Consider the following 16,468-nt stretch of genomic DNA (forward strand, 5'->3'; position numbering starts at 1 on the left):
TGTTCCACTCAGACTGTGAGAGTCTCATGTCAGATAACAGCCAGAAAAAAGTGATCGTCGGGATGTCCGGCGGCGTTGATTCCTCCGTATCCGCCTACCTATTACAACAACAGGGATATCAGGTTGCTGGCCTGTTCATGAAGAACTGGGAAGAGGACGACAATGAAGAGTACTGCTCAGCGGCGACCGATTTGGCCGATGCTCAAGCAGTCTGCGACAAGTTAGGTATCGAACTGCATACCGTTAACTTTGCGGCAGAATATTGGGATAACGTATTTGAGCTGTTCTTAGCCGAATACAAAGCTGGCCGCACGCCTAACCCCGATATCCTGTGTAACAAAGAGATCAAATTCAAAGCATTCTTAGAGTTCGCCGCTGAAGACTTAGGCGCTGACTACATTGCAACAGGTCACTATGTGCGCCGTCGCGATATCAACGGCACCACGCAGCTACTGCGCGGCATTGATACCAACAAAGATCAGAGCTACTTCTTGTATACGCTGAGCCATGAGCAAGTGGCACAGAGCCTGTTCCCTGTGGGTGAACTCGAAAAGCCAGAAGTTCGCAAAATCGCCGAACAGTTAGATCTTGCGACCGCGAAGAAGAAAGATTCAACCGGTATCTGCTTTATCGGTGAACGTAAATTCCGTGATTTCCTTGGCCGTTATTTGCCTGCGCAGCCGGGCAAAATCATGACCGTTGACGGTGAAGAGATTGGCCAACATCAAGGCCTGATGTATCACACGCTCGGACAGCGTAAGGGGCTCGGTATCGGCGGCACTAAAGACGGCGGTGAAGATCCTTGGTATGTGGTCGAGAAAGATCTTGAAAACAACGTGTTGCTCGTTGCTCAAGGCCACGACCACCCAAGCCTGTACTCGAATGGTTTAATTGCCCAGCAGCTGCATTGGGTCGATCGTAAAACCGTGCGTGAACCGTTCCGTTGCGTGGTGAAAACTCGCTATCGCCAGCCGGATATCGCTTGTACCGTCACGCCAATTGATGATGAGCGCATTGAAGTTCGCTTCGACGAACCTGTTGCGGCGGTGACGCCAGGGCAGTCTGCCGTGTTTTACATCGACGAAGTCTGCTTAGGCGGCGGTGTTATCGAACAACGCATCATTGACTAAGTTTTCAGCACCTTACTTAAGCCGGAGCACATTCTTTGTTCTCCGGCTTTCTTATTTACAAAATTCAGACAGTTATAAATAAATCCTTTCTTAAATTACGGTTGAAAGTCGCGTGCTAGACTGAGAATATTCTGACGAATACTAATCAGAGATAAACGATGAATCCGTTACAGTCGCTCGATGTTCTCTACATAAATGCTTGTGTCACCTACGCATCGCTGTCGGTGAGTTATTTTGTGCTTAGCAAACACAACGCATTAAATTCACATTCATCGTTAAGTCGCCGCATTTTATTTGGCGTGATCGCGGGACTCATCTCGCTCTATCTCACGCGCAGTAAAATGTACTTCACGCAGGAGGTTTACTACAGCTTCGAAATTGTACCGATGCTGTTAGTCACTTTCTTTGGTGGCGGTATTGCTGGGATCACCGCATGGCTAGTAAACTTCGCAACCACCGGCGGTTTCGTTCTCGATAATCTGCTACTGGCGGTGATGCTAGTGCCAGTGCTCATCGCGAAAGTCTGGGAGCGTAATACCTTCCGCACCTATCTCAAAACGATCGTTTTTATCACGCTTTATCGCGTCGTAATTGTGCTACCGTTTTTGCATACCAAAGACCACGTTTTAGATATTTTACTCTACCAAACCGTCTCTTTTATTTGTTTACTCGTCTGCTACCAAACGCTTTCTATCAAGCGCCGCAGCGTCGATGCCTTCTTTAAAGTCCGCGCAGCATCTTTGCTTGATCCCATGACGAAAGTGCATAACCGACAGGCACTCGAGCAACAAATGCAGGCGTTGTCGAAGTCACGTTCGCCCTGCTGTTTAGTGATGATCGATATTGATAACTTTAAATCCGTTAATGATACCTATGGGCATTTGGCGGGCGATCAGGTTCTGATTGAAGTGGCCGAACTGATTCGATTGATCACCCGTTCAAGCGATTTTGTGGCACGCTTTGGCGGTGAAGAGTTTGCGCTTATTATCAATTATGACGATCTTAATCGCGCCTATCACATCTGTGAGCGTATCCGGTTAGCCATCAGCAACCGTAAGTTCTTCCTCTCGCATGGGCCAAAAATTCATGTCACGGCCTCATTTGGTATTAGCCTATTTGACGGGAAAACTGCAACCTTAGAAGAAACGCTCAATCGCGCCGATAACGCGCTTTATACGGCAAAACACAGCGGAAAAAACAGGGTCGTTATCGAGTAAAGTTTGCCCCATCGGCATGGGAATCGAGCAGACGTCAGCCAAATATCAGCAAGGGACTCGATTGCCTCTGTGTTTAAGCCCTGCTTTGTGGCATGATCTGCGCTTGAATTTCTACGCGGGTTGCTAAACCTGCGTTAATTTTTCCTTGCCCGCGCATACAGGAGTCTCCGTGGCGAAGAACTACTACGACATCACCTTGGCATTAGCCGGTATCTGTCAATCAGCCCGACTGGTTCAACAGCTGGCACATGAAGGTCAGTGCGATAACGCCGCAATGAGAACGTCGCTGAACAGTATTCTTCAAACTAACCCGCCATCGACGCTGGCCGTATTCGGCGATCATGAGCGCGATCTTAAGTTAGGCCTCGAAACGCTGTTAAACGTGCTGAATGCCAATCGCCAAGGGCCTGGCGCGGAGTTAACGCGTTATTGTCTGAGTCTAATGGTGTTAGAACGCAAGTTATTTGGCAACAATGCTGCCATGCAAACGCTGTCTGACCGTATCAATGTTCTAGACCGCCAACTGGCACATTTTGATCTTGAATCTGAAACGATTGTTAGCTCTTTAGCCTCGATTTACGTTGACGTCGTAAGCCCATTAGGCCCTCGCATTCAGGTCACTGGCTCCCCAACTATCCTGCAAAATCCGCTAATTCAAGCCAAAGTACGCGCTGCATTGTTAGCGGGTATTCGCTCTGGGATCTTGTGGCAGCAGGTTGGCGGCGGGCGCTTGCAGCTGATGTTCTCGCGTAATCGTTTATTCCAGATGGCCCAAAATTTACTTACGCATTGTTAATCCAACGTCTTGTCAGTTCTAAAGACAATATGTTGTTGGTTCTAAAGAATTTTTTAGATTCTAAAGAATAGTTAGCCCAGCGATCGCTCGCTGGAAGATTTACCGATTGGTTACGTTTTTCAATATCCACCACAATCCCTCAGGAGTTGCTACCGATGGAATTATCCTCTCTGACCGCTGTGTCACCGATTGACGGCCGCTATGGCGATAAAGTCACCTCGCTGCGTCCGATTTTCAGTGAATATGGTCTGCTGAAGTTCCGTGTGCAGGTAGAAGTACGTTGGTTGCAGAAATTAGCAGCCTGTGCAGAAATCCGCGAAGTTCCGGCTTTTGACGCCGACGCAAACGCTTACCTTGACAAAATTGTCGCCGAATTCAGCGAACAAGACGCTCAGCGCATCAAAACCATCGAGCGCACCACCAATCATGATGTTAAAGCTGTAGAATACTTCCTGAAAGAAAAAGTTGCCGAAGTTCCTGCGCTGCACGCGGTATCCGAGTTCATCCATTTTGCTTGTACCTCTGAAGACATTAACAACCTGTCTCATGCGCTGATGTTGAACACCGCGCGTGAAGAAGTGATCAAGCCGCAGTGGCGCAAAATCATCGATGCTATTGCCGGCCTGTCTCAGGAATACCGCGATATTCCCCTTCTCTCTCGCACCCACGGTCAGCCAGCAACGCCTTCAACCGTAGGCAAAGAATTTGCCAACGTGGCTTACCGTATGGAACGCCAGTTCAGACAGTTGGGTAACGTTGATATCCTCGGCAAAATTAACGGCGCGGTGGGTAACTATAACGCCCACGTGGTGGCATACCCTGAAGTTAACTGGCATCAGTTTAGCGAAGAGTTCGTCACGTCTCTGGGTATCCAATGGAACCCATACACCACGCAAATTGAACCGCATGACTATATTGCAGAACTGTTCGATTGCATCGCACGCTTCAACACCATTCTGCTCGATTTTGACCGCGACATTTGGGGCTATATCGCACTTAGCCATTTCAAACAGAAAACCATCGCGGGCGAAATCGGCTCCTCAACCATGCCGCACAAAGTCAACCCAATCGACTTCGAAAACTCTGAAGGCAATTTGGGTCTATCGAATGCTGTTCTGGGACATTTGGCCGCTAAATTGCCGGTTTCACGCTGGCAGCGCGATCTGACGGATTCCACCGTACTGCGCAACTTAGGCGTTGGACTGGGCTATGCGTTAATTGCTTATCAGTCCACCCTGAAAGGAATTAGCAAACTGGAAGTGAATCGCGATCATCTTCTGGATGAGCTGGATCACAACTGGGAAGTGTTGGCCGAACCAATTCAGACCGTGATGCGCCGTTACGGCATCGAAAAACCGTATGAAAAACTGAAAGAGTTAACGCGCGGTAAACGTGTTGACGCGGCGGGCATGCAGGCATTTATCGATGGGCTAGCTCTGCCAGACGACGAGAAAACGCGCCTGAAAGCCATGACACCAGCCAATTATATTGGTGAAGCTATTACTCTCGTTGATAAGCTGAAATAATTAGCATTTCCTCTTCAAGCTGCCCGCGATTGCGGGCAGTTTTCATTCAACCTGTTGTATTTTGTGCTTCGATATAAATCCCTGCCACGAAATCACGCATTTTTCCTTCTGCAATCTGAAATCACGGTCTACACTGAGGATCTCATCCGTCTTAATCAATACAAATAATCCGGACGTTCAACGCTATGAGCGCAGAAAATAGCCTGCAGTTATTAAATAAATTACAGCAAGATATTGCCCAAACTGGCTCGATGCCAATCTATCTTCGATTTAATGAATCTCTCCGTGAAGCCATTGATCAAGGGATCGTCAAACCAGGCGATTTTCTGCCCAGCGAACGCGCTTTCACCGACGCGTTAAAAATATCCAGAATTACGGTGCGTAAGGCGCTGGCATGCCTTGAGCAAGACGATATTATCGGCCGTGGCCGTGGCTTTGGTACCATGGTGAAAAATACCCCTACGCCGCCGCTGGCCTACTCCCTCGCGACCATTAAAGGGTTTTCCGGTGAGGTGAATTTACAAGGCCGAACGCCTGGCTCAGTGTGGATCAAGCGTGAGCGCGTGACTGCCTCAGTCAACGTTGCTGAAAAGCTGAATATTCCACAAAACAGTTCGGTATTCCGCCTAGAACGTATTCGTACTGTGGATCACAGCCCTGTTTCCGTCGCTATTTCATACGTGGTTGAAAACGCCATTGATGACGTTGAGCAAATCGGCAATTCACTGTACGACTACTTGCGCAGCCGCCAGATCCAATTTGGTAAGCTTTATAGCCAAATTAGCGCCTGCTTAGCGAATAACGAACTGCGCGAAAAACTGCTGATCAAAGAACCTGCGGCAATGTTGGTGATCCGTCAGACCTTACTCGATCACGAACTGCGGCCGTTGGAGTACAGCATCAACTATTGCCGTGGCGATATGTATGAGTACTCCACCGAAGACTGAGTTCTAACGCCTCATCATCAAAGCGCAACTCACCAATCGAGTGGCGCTTTTTTATTTCCTTCTTTGCGAATCTCTCCGCAAGTTTATTTAGTAATTGCCTTTCAAGCTTTACCGCGCTGTGCACAGCCTCGCACACTTTTATCACCAATGAATTTTCCCCAAGCAATTAAATTTACTCAGGATTACTCTTCTCCCGGACCACCTCATGCCGAATTATGTTGGTGTGCATCTGAAAATACTGCTTGCAAAGCATACAAACAGGTATAAAATTTTATACACAAAAGGATCGACACCATGTGTGATCAAAAAAGGACTTTCATTGCCATAACGGTTTCTGGTTTAAAACTAACGCCTAGTGTTAAACCTATCGACTGGAGGGGAACATCTAAGAAGGTGCTGCTCTCCTTCTGCGATGAAGTTAAAAAAACGGCGGGGTTTGAGCTTCATCGTGTTCAATATGGCCTTGAACCTCGGCACTGGAAGCCGAGAAACGATCTTGGCTCCGGCATCGTTGAAATCCGAATAGATAACGATAATAACCAATACAGAATCATGTATGTCGCAACATTTGTCGAATCAGTCTATGTGCTGCATTGCTTTACGAAGAAAACGCAAAAGACCTCGCGCATAGACAATGAAATCGTCATGTTGCGGTATAAAGAAATCGTCAAAGAAAGGAGTCTTAAACATGAGTAATCACAACGTAAATAACCACGTAAATAACCACATTGATACTCAGTCTCGCCATTTCACCGAAGCTGATGGCAATATTTTTGCAGACCTTGGTTTTTCTGACAGCCAAGCTCAGCAACTGCATGCGGAATCTCTCACCCAGATAAACGCCGAGTTAGAGATGAAGATCACCCTGATGGTAGAAATTACCCAGTGGATTGCGTCTAACAATCTTAAACAAAGCGCCGCCGCAGAAATATTGAATATTTCGCGCCCGAGAGTATCTGACGTGGTGAACCAAAAAACGGAGAAGTTTACTATCGACTCACTTGTCGGCATGCTGAGCATGACCGGCAAGCGAGCACGTTTAGTGATTGAATAGCGCGTAGGGTTAGAAAAATTCAGCTAACTCTTCTATGGTCGGTGCACAATCACCGCCGCGAAAAGAGACTACGTAGGCAGCGATATGGTTGGCTAGCGTCAACGCATCCTTGGCTGACAACCCGCAGGCCAACCCTGCCAGCAGTCCAGCACAATGACTATCACCGGCGCCAATCGTATCAACCACGTTGACGAGGCAAGCATCAGCCCAGCCTTTTTCATCATCCGCGTGGTGATAGTAACAGCCAGCCTCTCCCATTCTGACCACCACCAGCTCTTTGGTTTGCTGATGAAGCTGCTGACAAAACGCCTCAACGCCATCCTTTTGCATACCAAGGATCTGGGCTTCACGCTCATTGAGCGTGAGAATAACGCCAGGGCGCAATAGCTGCTGAACTATCTGAGGTGAAATGCGATCCAGCCTTGGGCCAAAATCCACCACCACTTTCACATCCGTTGGCAAACCATTAACCCAATTCAGCAAAACTTCACCACGCGGAACGCTAAGCTGATAGCCGGAAATAGACACAAAGCCCGACGTTGGTGTCAGCGGTGCTAACCACTCTGCCTGCCACTGGTTTTCAATACCGTCAAATGAGATAAAGGTTCGCTCACCATCAGGTTCAACCAACGCCAAACACCAACCATTGTCGCCGCCGGTGACATTAAGCTGGCTATGAATGCCTTTGCTCGCCATGGCCGCCCGCAGTCGATCTGCCCACATTCCCTCGCCAATTGGCAGCATGGGTACACAGCTAACGCCCAAACGATGCAGCGCCAGCGCAATGTTTAACGCACATCCGCCCAGATGAACACCGCGCTCAAAGGCGGGCTGATCGCCGCCCTTTTCTGGTATACGATCGGTATCTGCCACCACGTCCATGACCGAGGCGCCGAGCACCATGACCGGCTGCGCCTGCTTTCGTTGATACAAAAATTGGTTCAGCCACGGTTTCATTATTTTGCATCCTGCCATTGAGCACGGAATTTTTCGAACGCGATGCTATAACGCGTCATATCGATAGGGTTAGTTTGTTGCAGCGTTGACAGCCATTCAGGTTTAATTGCGTTAACCCCTTTCAATGCGCCGCAAATAGCCGTTGCCATAGCACCAATGGTATCAGTGTCGCCGCCAAGATTGGCACACAGCACCGCACACTGGTTTGGGCATCCCTGAGCCAAATCAACCATCGCAATCGCCGCAGGAACAGATTCGATGGTACTCACCCCTGCCCCGACTAATTGATAAACGCGCTCGCTGGCGTCTTCTATACCATCAGAACCAGAAACCACCGAAAGCGCCAGCTCAATGCGTGCTGCCAAGGATGCGCTGAACGTTGATGGTCGGAACTCTTGCGCATAGGTGGCCACGGCAGGCAACGCTATTTTAATCTCTTCCCACGAGGCACCTTCAACGGCCTTCGACACTGCCCATGCGATCACCACGGCACCGGCTACCGCAATATCTGATTTATGCGTTGGACTTGAGGCCTCCCATACTTGGTCAACAAAAGTACGCAACGGAGCCGAAGGAAGCACGCATCCCAAAGGAGAAACGCGCATCGCCGCGCCGTTGGTCACTCCGTTGTTTTCTAAACTGCTAATTGGCTTGCCTTCTTTCTGTTCACGCAGCGCCACTTTTGAACTTGGGCCTAAAATATTCTTATTAAACGCATCGAAGCTATCTACCCAACGAATGACGTTTCTCGCAATCAGCTCAGGGACCACTTTTCCGTTAGCCTCTACCAGCGCGTCAGCTAATGCCAGTGCCATCGAAGTGTCATCGGTGAATTGTCCGGCGGTGAAATAACATGCAGCGTTGTTTTCCTGAGGGCCATCTAAGAAGCGGTCAATCCAGCCAAAATGACTACGCACGCGCGAACGTGGCCAAAGCTCAGAAGGCATCCCAAGTGAATCGCCCAGCATTTGACCATAAAGTGCACCCAGAATTCGCTGTTGGAGAGCCACTTCTGCCTGTGAAGATACGTGTAAGTCCATAACAAACAACCTCAATATTTCATCGGCGACTGATTCAGAAAGCTGCCAAGCCGCCGTAAGATTAAATAAAAACGGTATTAATTTCCGATAGCAACCTGCGTAATTTCACGGTTCTTTTCACGGAAAAAGAGAATGAAGAGCAGCATCACGGCAAAGACCATCGCCGCACCCACGCCCCACACGGTAAACCAGTCGAAGGTCATACCGTTGTGCGCTTCAGGTAATTGGAAAGCAGTCATTGCGCGACCTCCCAGCCAGTTACCGATAAAGCTGCCGAAGCCTTGGCAAATAAGAGTGATCAAACCCTGCGCCGCTGTTCGCATATGCGCAGGCGCTTTTTTATCCACGTAGATATAGCCGGTCACAAAGTAGAAGTCGTAGCTAACGCCGTGTAGCAAAATGCCGATAAACAACATGCTATACATCAGCACATCCGCCGTGCCGCCATAGATAAACAGCACATAGCGAATACCCGCGGTGACAAAGCCCAGCAGTAGCACTTTTTTGATGCCGTAACGCTTTAACAAGAACGGCAACGCCAGCATGGCGAAGATCTCAGACACCTGCCCGAGCGTCATCCAGCCGGTGGCATTTTCTAAGCCCACCTGCGTGAGGTAACCATTGGCAAATTGATAGTAGAAGGCCAGAGGCATACAGAAGAGAAACGAACACAGCGCAAAAATCGCAAAAGATCGGTCACGCAGCAGGCCCAGCGCATTCAGTCCGAGCAAATCTTTAATATCGGTACGTTGACCCACTTTCGGCGGCGTATTTGGCAGCATAAAGCTGTACAAGCCTAACAATACGGAAGCCAGCGCCGTGACAATCAGCGGCATATTGGTATCCGAAACGTTATCCATCCCCAGCAATGGCGGCAGCATAAAACCAACGACTAATCCTGAAGCAATCCAACCTAAGGTGCCTAATACGCGGATTCGGGGAAAGTCTTTTTCAGTATCACGAATATTGGCAAAGGCGATACTGTTAGTCAGCGCTACGGTTGGCATATACGTCAAAGCATAAACCACCAGCAGAGGGAAAAACGTTGAGAACTGTGTCTGCCACGCCAGCAGCAACATGAGCGCGCCGCCCACCAAATGCAGCCACCCCAGCACCTTTTGTGCCGCAAAATAGCGATCGGCAATGACCCCTACGAGCACTGGAGACAATATTGCCGCAATCGCCGTGCTGCTATATGACCATGCAATCTCTGAAGGCGAAAAACCGAGTTTATTCAGATACTGCCAAAGCGGCACAAACCATGCGCCCCAAATAAACCACTCCACGAACATCATCACGGATAGTTTAGTATTGTTATTATTAACTGTTTGCATTTGATTTCCTTGCACACGAATGGACTAAGAACCCTTTCATTGTGTAGTACCTTAATAATACCATTGAAATAAAACCGAGAGCTGAATCGAACAATCATATTTACTCTCTCGATCTAGGCAAACGTTTTCTCCTCACTCCTTACCCCCCCTTTCTAGCCAAGCACCCCTTGTTCGTTATTCTACTGAGTGCTTTAGGTAAAAAAATTGTATGAAAATATTTTCTTAATTGTTTTTTATTCCCATATCTTTACAATGGGAATTATGATTAGCAAGCTAAGAATACGAAAAGCAAATGCTTATCATAATGTCTTCATCATCCTTCTCTGCCTCTCACTCAACCTGAAGCTGGATCAAAACAAACAGCACTTCTTGGATGACAGGTATCTCTTAAAGCAAGGTGCAGTTATGTCGAAGCCTCATGAAGCAATTCCAGCCAGAAGGCTGTTCTTAAAAAAATCGTTAACGCTGATCCCACTTGCCGCAGCGGCGGGAGCCGGTGTGGTATCACTCACCACAACTGCCCAAGCATCACCAGCAAAATCCCCCGGAGTGAGCCAGCACTACGTTCCTGTTTATTTTAATAATGAGGAGTGGGCCTTCCTGCTAGCAGCCTGTGAACGGCTGATCCCTACCGATGCAAATGGCCCTGGCGCGGTATCGCAGGGAGTCCCAGTTTTTATTGATAAACAGATGGAAGCCCCCTTCGGGCATGGTGGCCTGTGGTATATGCATCCCCCTTTTGTTTCTGCGGTACCAGAACTGGGATATCAGTCCAAATTGGTTCCTCGCGAGGTTTATCGTTTAGGCATTGGCGCAGTGAACGATTATTGCCAGCAAAAGTTTCAACATCGTTTTGCCGAGTTAAAGCCGGAGCAACAGGATCAAGTGCTATCTGACCTAGAAAAAGACCAACCGGCATTCGATGCTGTACCCGCCAAGATGCTGTTCGATTTACTGCTACAAAACACCAAAGAGGGATACTTTGCGGATCCCATCCACGGTGGCAACCAGACGCTCGCATCGTGGCAACTGATCGGATTCCCCGGTGCTCGCGCCGACTTCACCGACTGGGTCGATCATCCCAATGAGCCTTACCCACAGGGCCCTGTCAGTATTTCCAGCAAGAGGACTGCATAAATGACAACCATAAAAAAAGACCCCGTTGATGTGGTAATTGTTGGTTTCGGCTGGACCGGAGCCATTATGGGCATGGAAATGACCGATGCGGGTTTGAGCGTCGTTGCGTTAGAGCGCGGGGAAAAACGAGACACCTATCCTGACTTTGCCTATCCACGAATTGCCGATGAACTGACCTATGGCATTCGCCTTAAACTTTTTCAGGAAACAGCCAAAGAAACGGTGACCGTGCGCCATAATCCCGGTGATTACGCCGTGCCCTACCGTCAGTTTGGGTCATTCTTGCCGGGCAACGGCGTCGGTGGAGCAGGGGTTCACTGGAACGGCATGCATTGGCGTGCATTGCCGAGCGATTTGAAGTTACACACGACGATAAGCGAACGCTATGGAAAGGCATTTATTCCTGAAGGCATGTTGTTACAAGACTATCCTGTTGATTATGCCGACTTAGAGCCTTTCTTTGATAAATTCGAAAAAGTCTGTGGAACTGCGGGTAAATCAGGCAACCTGCGGGGACAAATTATCGAAGGCGGTAATCCTTTTGAAGGCCCAAGAACCTCCGAATATCCAACCCCACCGCTTAAATCGCTCTATTCGGGCACTTTATTTAGCCAGGCCGCCAAAGAGCTGGGTTATCACCCTTTTGCCATTCCGGCGGCAAACTGCTCACAGCCCTATACCAATCCCTATGGCGTACAATTAGGCCCATGTAACTATTGCGGCTACTGCGAACGCTTTGGGTGTTTCATGTACTCCAAAGGATCGCCACAAAGTACCATCTTGCCCGTACTCACCCAGCGCAAAAACTTTGAACTACGCACCAACTCAATGGTTATCAAAGTAAACCTCGATAGCAGCGGCAAAAAAGCCACCGGCGTGACTTACATTGACATCCAAGGCCGCGAAATTGAGCAACCCGCCAATATGGTTATCTTGAGCGCCTATCAACTGCATAACGTTCGCTTGCTGTTACTTTCCGGCATTGGTAAGCCTTACAACCCACAAACCGGTGAAGGGATGGTGGGTAGAAACTACGCGTATCAAATGAACAGCGGCATTTCGCTCTTCTTTGATAAAAACACCCATTTCAATCCGTTTATCGGCGCGGGTGCTGCAGGTGCCGTCATTGATGATTTCAACAGCGATAACTTCGATCATACCGATCTTGGATTTATCGGCGGTGCTTATATCTCCGCCGTGCGTACCGGCGGACGTCCGATCCAGCAAATGACACTTCCTGCCGATACGCCAACGTGGGGCGCAGGCTGGAAACAAGGGATCAAAGATAACTATCTACATTCGATGAGCATCGGTTCCGAAGGCTCTGTCATGCCTTACAAAGAGTGATATTTAGATCTCGATCCAAACTATAAAGATGCTTTCGGCCAGCCACTGCTACGCATGACCTTTGATTGGAAGCCCAATGAAGTGAAAATGACGCAGCACATCACCAGTAAAATGCAGGGTATCGCCACCGCGATGAATCCTAAGCAAATGAAAGTCTCGGTGATGGATATGAATAGTCATTATGACGTGCGGCCTTATCAGTCCACCCATACCACCGGTGGCGCAATTATGGGCGATAGCCCATCCAACAGCGTGGTGAATAAATACCTGCAAAGCTGGGACGTCCCTAACGTCTTCGTACAGGGTGCAAGCGCCTTCCCACAAAATATGGCCTATAACCCAACCGGATTGGTTGGCGCATTAGCCTATTGGTCAGCACATGCTATTCGCACCCAATACTTAGCCAATCCGGGCCCATTGGTTCAGGCCTGACAGGGAGAGTAATCATGAAAATAATCAGACAAACGCAGCTGGCCATATTGTTACTGAGCACATGCGGACTTTACGCCCAAGCGGCTCCTGTTCCGCTAGAGCAAAGGATCGCCCATGGCGAATACCTTTCCCGTGCTGGCGACTGTACCGCATGCCATACCGCCGTGGGTGGTCAGCCCTTTTCCGGCGGGTTGAAAATGACGACGCCGGTCGGGGCAATTTATTCAACCAACATCACCCCAGATAAAGAACAAGGGATTGGTGAATACAGTTTTACCGAGTTTTCCGACGCGGTGCGTAAAGGCATTCGCAAGGATGGCACCCATCTTTATCCGGCCATGCCCTATCCATCCTTCGTTAAAATCAACGAAGACGACATGCAGGATCTCTATCTCTACTTTCAGCATGGCGTAAAACCCGTGGCGCAAGCCAACAAAGACAGTGATATTCCTTGGCCGCTGAATATGCGCTGGCCGCTGGCTGGCTGGAGCCTTCTGTTCCGTCATGACGGCGTATTCCAACCTGATACCCAGCAAACGACTGCTTGGAATCGCGGGGCCTATTTAGTTCAAGGGCTTGGTCACTGCGGTTCTTGCCATACACCGCGAGGGATCGGTTTCCAAGAAAAAGCGCTAGACCAGTCTGAGCCTGAATATCTCAGCGGGGGTACGCTAGAAGGTTGGCACGCAGCCAACTTACGCGGTGATAAAGCCACAGGTCTGGGCTATTGGAATGAGCAACAAATTGCCCAATTCTTGAAATCCGGTCATACGGAAAAGTCCGCCGCGTTTGGCTCCATGACCGACGTGGTGCAAGACAGCACGCAATATCTAAATGCAGAAGATTTGCAGGCTATCGCTGTCTACTTAAAATCGCTGCAGCCGATGGGCGATAACGCCAAAGAGCCCGTGAAGGATTCGGCGACCTATCAGGCGCTCGCCAACGGTAAGGCAACACAGCCCGGCGCACAGCTGTATCTTGATAACTGTGCGGCCTGCCACCGTTCAGACGGTATGGGCTATGAAAACACCTTCCCTGCGCTGGCGCATAATCCTGTGCTGCTGAGCAAAGATCCCTCCTCGCTCATCAGCATTGTATTGAAAGGATCTCATATGCCGATCACGCGAACGGCACCAACAGGACTCACCATGCCAGATTTTGGCTGGCGTCTCAGTGACGACGATGTCGCTCAACTGCTGTCATTTGTTCGCACTGGTTGGGGAAACCAAGCAGAACCCGTCAGCGCATCACAGGTGAAAGATATACGTGCCGAGTTGCCTAAGCCTCAAGGCAAGTAATCGTTTTTCTACTCTCAATAAAAAACCTCCGGCATCGTCGGAGGTTTTTCATATACACCTTTTCTAGGCGCTAAAAGGTAAACCCGATGGGATCAAAATTGTGCCGCGTACCTCTCCAGATGATGGGCGTCGTCCCCAATAGCACCAGCGGTTTTGGTGACATAGTCAAAGCAGCTCAGTTTTTTGTACGTAATGAGCTACCGAAAACAAGTAACGGACGGACACCCTAAATAGCACCACGCCGATGTTGAGGGGGCAAGATAAAAATAATATTTAACTTTGCATGCGCACTGATGCACACTCATATAAGAATCAACAGCAATGCAAAGGTATTATATGAGAATGGATTCCTACGCGTTTTTAATCCCTTGTATCCTTGGGTTCTTGCTTGCAGCCTTTTTTTTCGTGTTATGGCAAACGGAAATTGCGCGCGTTACTTTTCTAAACAGAGATGCCGTGTCATTGATGCTAATAGCAGCATCAATAGTTGTCGCATTATCGTCAGTTTTGATTCTATTCGTTGCGAGGAATCGCATTAAAAAGCCGTTAGATTATTTAAGATTACCTTTAGGTCTTTTTATCCTAGCTATCATAGCAAGTTATATTGGAACTTCGTGTTTTGTTTACTATTTCCCCGGAGCGGAAACTCAGTATATTACAAGCTATAAAATTGCCTATTCGAGTAGAAACAGTTGCTCAGGGGTTTTTATCTATGATCCTGAATTACAGGACGAAATTAGAGTTTGTTACCCCAGCGGCGATGTGGAAACTAATCATCGTGTATTTATTGTGAAAAAAAGTAATCGCTATGGGATTGTAGTAAAAGCAGCAGCCACATTTTAATATCTGCCACATGCCAGCCACGACACCTACTGTTTTCTTTAATCAACATATGTGAGATTCATCATGATAAAAATATTTCTATTGGTGCTGATGACAACTGTTTTAGTTGGTTGTACCCCTCTAGCCCCAAAAGATTGTCTGAAAGCACATGCGCTTGATTCATGCCATTACGACCGCTCAGGTAAAGTATCTGACAATGATATCTATGGTGAGCAAGCGTCAGGAATTAAAAAAAATCTGGATGCTGCACTTACCTCTCCCCATGCTTGGGACGGTAAACGATGTAATGTACATATAGATCTTAAAATTGACGGTACACTACAAAATTTCATCATAAAGGGCGGCGACAAGGACTATTGTCATGCTCTAGCCGAAGCAGCTAAACGCGCCAAATTTCCCGCATTTACTGACCAGCATGTTTACGACGTGATGGGATCCGCACGATGGGATTTGCATGGGCAACCATAAATCGAAGATCTCCGCCACGCCTGCCCGCTTTAAATGTCTCGCGAGTTCTGTCGATGCGGCTCTCACCAAGATACGGGGCAAAGATGCCGACAACCTTCGGGACTTCTTCGTCGTATTTTGTTGTTTCCATACTCCACACCACTATCTTTGTTCTAGGTTGATGCCCCATTCGAGGCCTTTTATTTCCCGTTTAGTTTTCGTTTAAGTTTGATGGCGCATGGTTGAGGAAGGGTTTAGGCGATAGTTTCGATACTGGTTGTCGCAACACTGCAACAATGAATATTGAGGGAGTCACCTATGTTAAAACAATCCTTATGCGCAATGACCATCATCAGTGCGATGACCGGTATGGCACAGGCCGATGATTACACCTATGTCGCTGGCGGCCTTCAGGTTGGTGGTATCACAAGCAAAAGTGATTTTGATAAATTAGTGCATCAAAACCGTTCAGATCAAAGCAAAACCACCATGGGTGGCTTTTACCTGCGCGGTGGCTACGGATTTGAAAATAATCTGTTCATTGATGCGCGCTTGAACGGAATGGGAAATAGCCAACGTAGCAGCGGCGATAGCCTGCTGGGTCTTGGTTATCATTTCCCTATTAATCCAAACACCGATATGTATGCACTCATCGGTGCCAGTGGTCACGCCATTTCAACCAATTTTGATTGGGACAAGAAGCGTGATAAAAGCTGGGGCAGCGCAACCGGCGAAATTGGTGTGAAAAGCCACATTACCGATAAAATCGGTATGAATGTCGCCTATCGTTATGCTGAATATGACAGCCGTGGTTTTAACGAAGCGCGAATTGGGGCAGATTATGCCTTAACATCAAATCTTGCGGCCGAAATTGGTTATACCTACCATAATTGGAAAGTGGACGATCAGATCGGTGAGATCGGGCTTCGTTATACTTTCTAGTAAGATAACGCGAATATTAAT

General features: G+C 48.3%; 15 protein-coding genes and 1 pseudogene. 13 read left to right on the plus strand and 3 right to left on the minus strand.

Annotated elements, in window-relative coordinates:
- Nucleotides 1-26: 26 nt before the first annotated feature.
- The 7 genes from mnmA (at nucleotide 27) to U0008_RS12225 (ending at nucleotide 6,670) form a co-directional block, all read left to right on the plus strand.
- Nucleotides 27-1,130, plus strand: a complete 1,104-nt coding sequence (mnmA, locus tag U0008_RS12195; RefSeq protein WP_043493582.1) for a tRNA 2-thiouridine(34) synthase MnmA — start codon at nucleotides 27-29, stop codon at nucleotides 1,128-1,130.
- A 158-nt stretch (nucleotides 1,131-1,288) separates the two neighbouring features.
- The gene (locus tag U0008_RS12200; protein WP_043493584.1) at nucleotides 1,289-2,347 is read left to right on the plus strand and encodes a GGDEF domain-containing protein; all 1,059 of its coding nucleotides are present in this window, start codon (nucleotides 1,289-1,291) and stop codon (nucleotides 2,345-2,347) included.
- A gap of 169 nt (nucleotides 2,348-2,516) precedes the next feature.
- A complete protein-coding gene (gene hflD / locus U0008_RS12205) occupies nucleotides 2,517-3,143 on the plus strand; it encodes a high frequency lysogenization protein HflD (RefSeq protein ID WP_040046563.1) in 627 nt (208 codons plus the stop codon).
- Between the two features lie 155 nt (nucleotides 3,144-3,298).
- Complete coding sequence (gene purB / locus U0008_RS12210) at nucleotides 3,299-4,669, plus strand: adenylosuccinate lyase (protein WP_043493587.1); 1,371 nt, start codon at nucleotides 3,299-3,301, stop codon at nucleotides 4,667-4,669.
- Between the two features lie 185 nt (nucleotides 4,670-4,854).
- A complete protein-coding gene (locus tag U0008_RS12215; RefSeq protein ID WP_043493589.1) occupies nucleotides 4,855-5,616 on the plus strand; it encodes a GntR family transcriptional regulator in 762 nt (253 codons plus the stop codon).
- Nucleotides 5,617-5,910: 294 nt separating this feature from the next.
- Nucleotides 5,911-6,312 (plus strand): type II toxin-antitoxin system RelE/ParE family toxin, encoded by a 402-nt coding sequence (locus tag U0008_RS12220; RefSeq protein ID WP_051874147.1) that lies wholly within the window; start codon nucleotides 5,911-5,913, stop codon nucleotides 6,310-6,312.
- Nucleotides 6,305-6,670 (plus strand): helix-turn-helix domain-containing protein, encoded by a 366-nt coding sequence (locus tag U0008_RS12225; protein WP_043493592.1) that lies wholly within the window; start codon nucleotides 6,305-6,307, stop codon nucleotides 6,668-6,670. Before U0008_RS12220 ends, U0008_RS12225 begins: the two co-directional genes overlap by 8 nt.
- Nucleotides 6,671-6,679: 9 nt before the next feature.
- On the opposite strand, the gene U0008_RS12230 is transcribed toward U0008_RS12225, so the two are convergent.
- From U0008_RS12230 to U0008_RS12240, 3 genes are all read right to left on the minus strand, one after another.
- Entirely contained in the window at nucleotides 6,680-7,627 is a 948-nt protein-coding gene (locus U0008_RS12230) for a PfkB family carbohydrate kinase (RefSeq protein ID WP_043493593.1), read from the minus strand.
- Nucleotides 7,627-8,667 carry an ADP-ribosylglycohydrolase family protein gene (locus U0008_RS12235; protein WP_043493595.1) on the minus strand — a complete coding sequence of 347 codons (1,041 nt, stop codon included), beginning with the start codon at nucleotides 8,665-8,667 and terminating at the stop codon, nucleotides 7,627-7,629. The genes U0008_RS12230 and U0008_RS12235 overlap by 1 nt, the downstream gene beginning before the upstream one ends.
- Nucleotides 8,668-8,744: 77 nt before the next feature.
- Nucleotides 8,745-10,001 carry a nucleoside permease gene (locus U0008_RS12240; RefSeq protein WP_043493598.1) on the minus strand — a complete coding sequence of 419 codons (1,257 nt, stop codon included), beginning with the start codon at nucleotides 9,999-10,001 and terminating at the stop codon, nucleotides 8,745-8,747.
- Nucleotides 10,002-10,406: 405 nt separating this feature from the next.
- Here U0008_RS12240 and U0008_RS12245 point away from each other — a divergent pair, with 405 nt between their 5' ends.
- The 6 genes and pseudogenes from U0008_RS12245 (at nucleotide 10,407) to U0008_RS12270 (ending at nucleotide 16,447) form a co-directional block, all read left to right on the plus strand.
- Nucleotides 10,407-11,138, plus strand: coding sequence for a gluconate 2-dehydrogenase subunit 3 family protein (locus U0008_RS12245; RefSeq protein WP_043493858.1), 732 nt, complete (start codon nucleotides 10,407-10,409; stop codon nucleotides 11,136-11,138).
- A pseudogene (locus U0008_RS12250) lies at nucleotides 11,139-12,917 on the plus strand (GMC family oxidoreductase).
- Between the two features lie 14 nt (nucleotides 12,918-12,931).
- Nucleotides 12,932-14,215, plus strand: coding sequence for a c-type cytochrome (locus tag U0008_RS12255; protein ID WP_043493601.1), 1,284 nt, complete (start codon nucleotides 12,932-12,934; stop codon nucleotides 14,213-14,215).
- 342 nt (nucleotides 14,216-14,557) lie between these two features.
- Complete coding sequence (locus tag U0008_RS12260) at nucleotides 14,558-15,058, plus strand: hypothetical protein (RefSeq protein ID WP_130992423.1); 501 nt, start codon at nucleotides 14,558-14,560, stop codon at nucleotides 15,056-15,058.
- A gap of 63 nt (nucleotides 15,059-15,121) precedes the next feature.
- Nucleotides 15,122-15,526 carry a cell envelope integrity TolA C-terminal domain-containing protein gene (locus U0008_RS12265; RefSeq protein ID WP_043493605.1) on the plus strand — a complete coding sequence of 135 codons (405 nt, stop codon included), beginning with the start codon at nucleotides 15,122-15,124 and terminating at the stop codon, nucleotides 15,524-15,526.
- 297 nt (nucleotides 15,527-15,823) lie between these two features.
- Entirely contained in the window at nucleotides 15,824-16,447 is a 624-nt protein-coding gene (locus tag U0008_RS12270) for a porin family protein (RefSeq protein WP_043493608.1), read from the plus strand.
- The last annotated feature ends 21 nt before the right edge of the window (nucleotides 16,448-16,468 follow it).

This window comes from Hafnia alvei (assembly GCF_034424155.1).
Lineage (GTDB): Bacteria > Pseudomonadota > Gammaproteobacteria > Enterobacterales > Enterobacteriaceae > Hafnia > Hafnia alvei.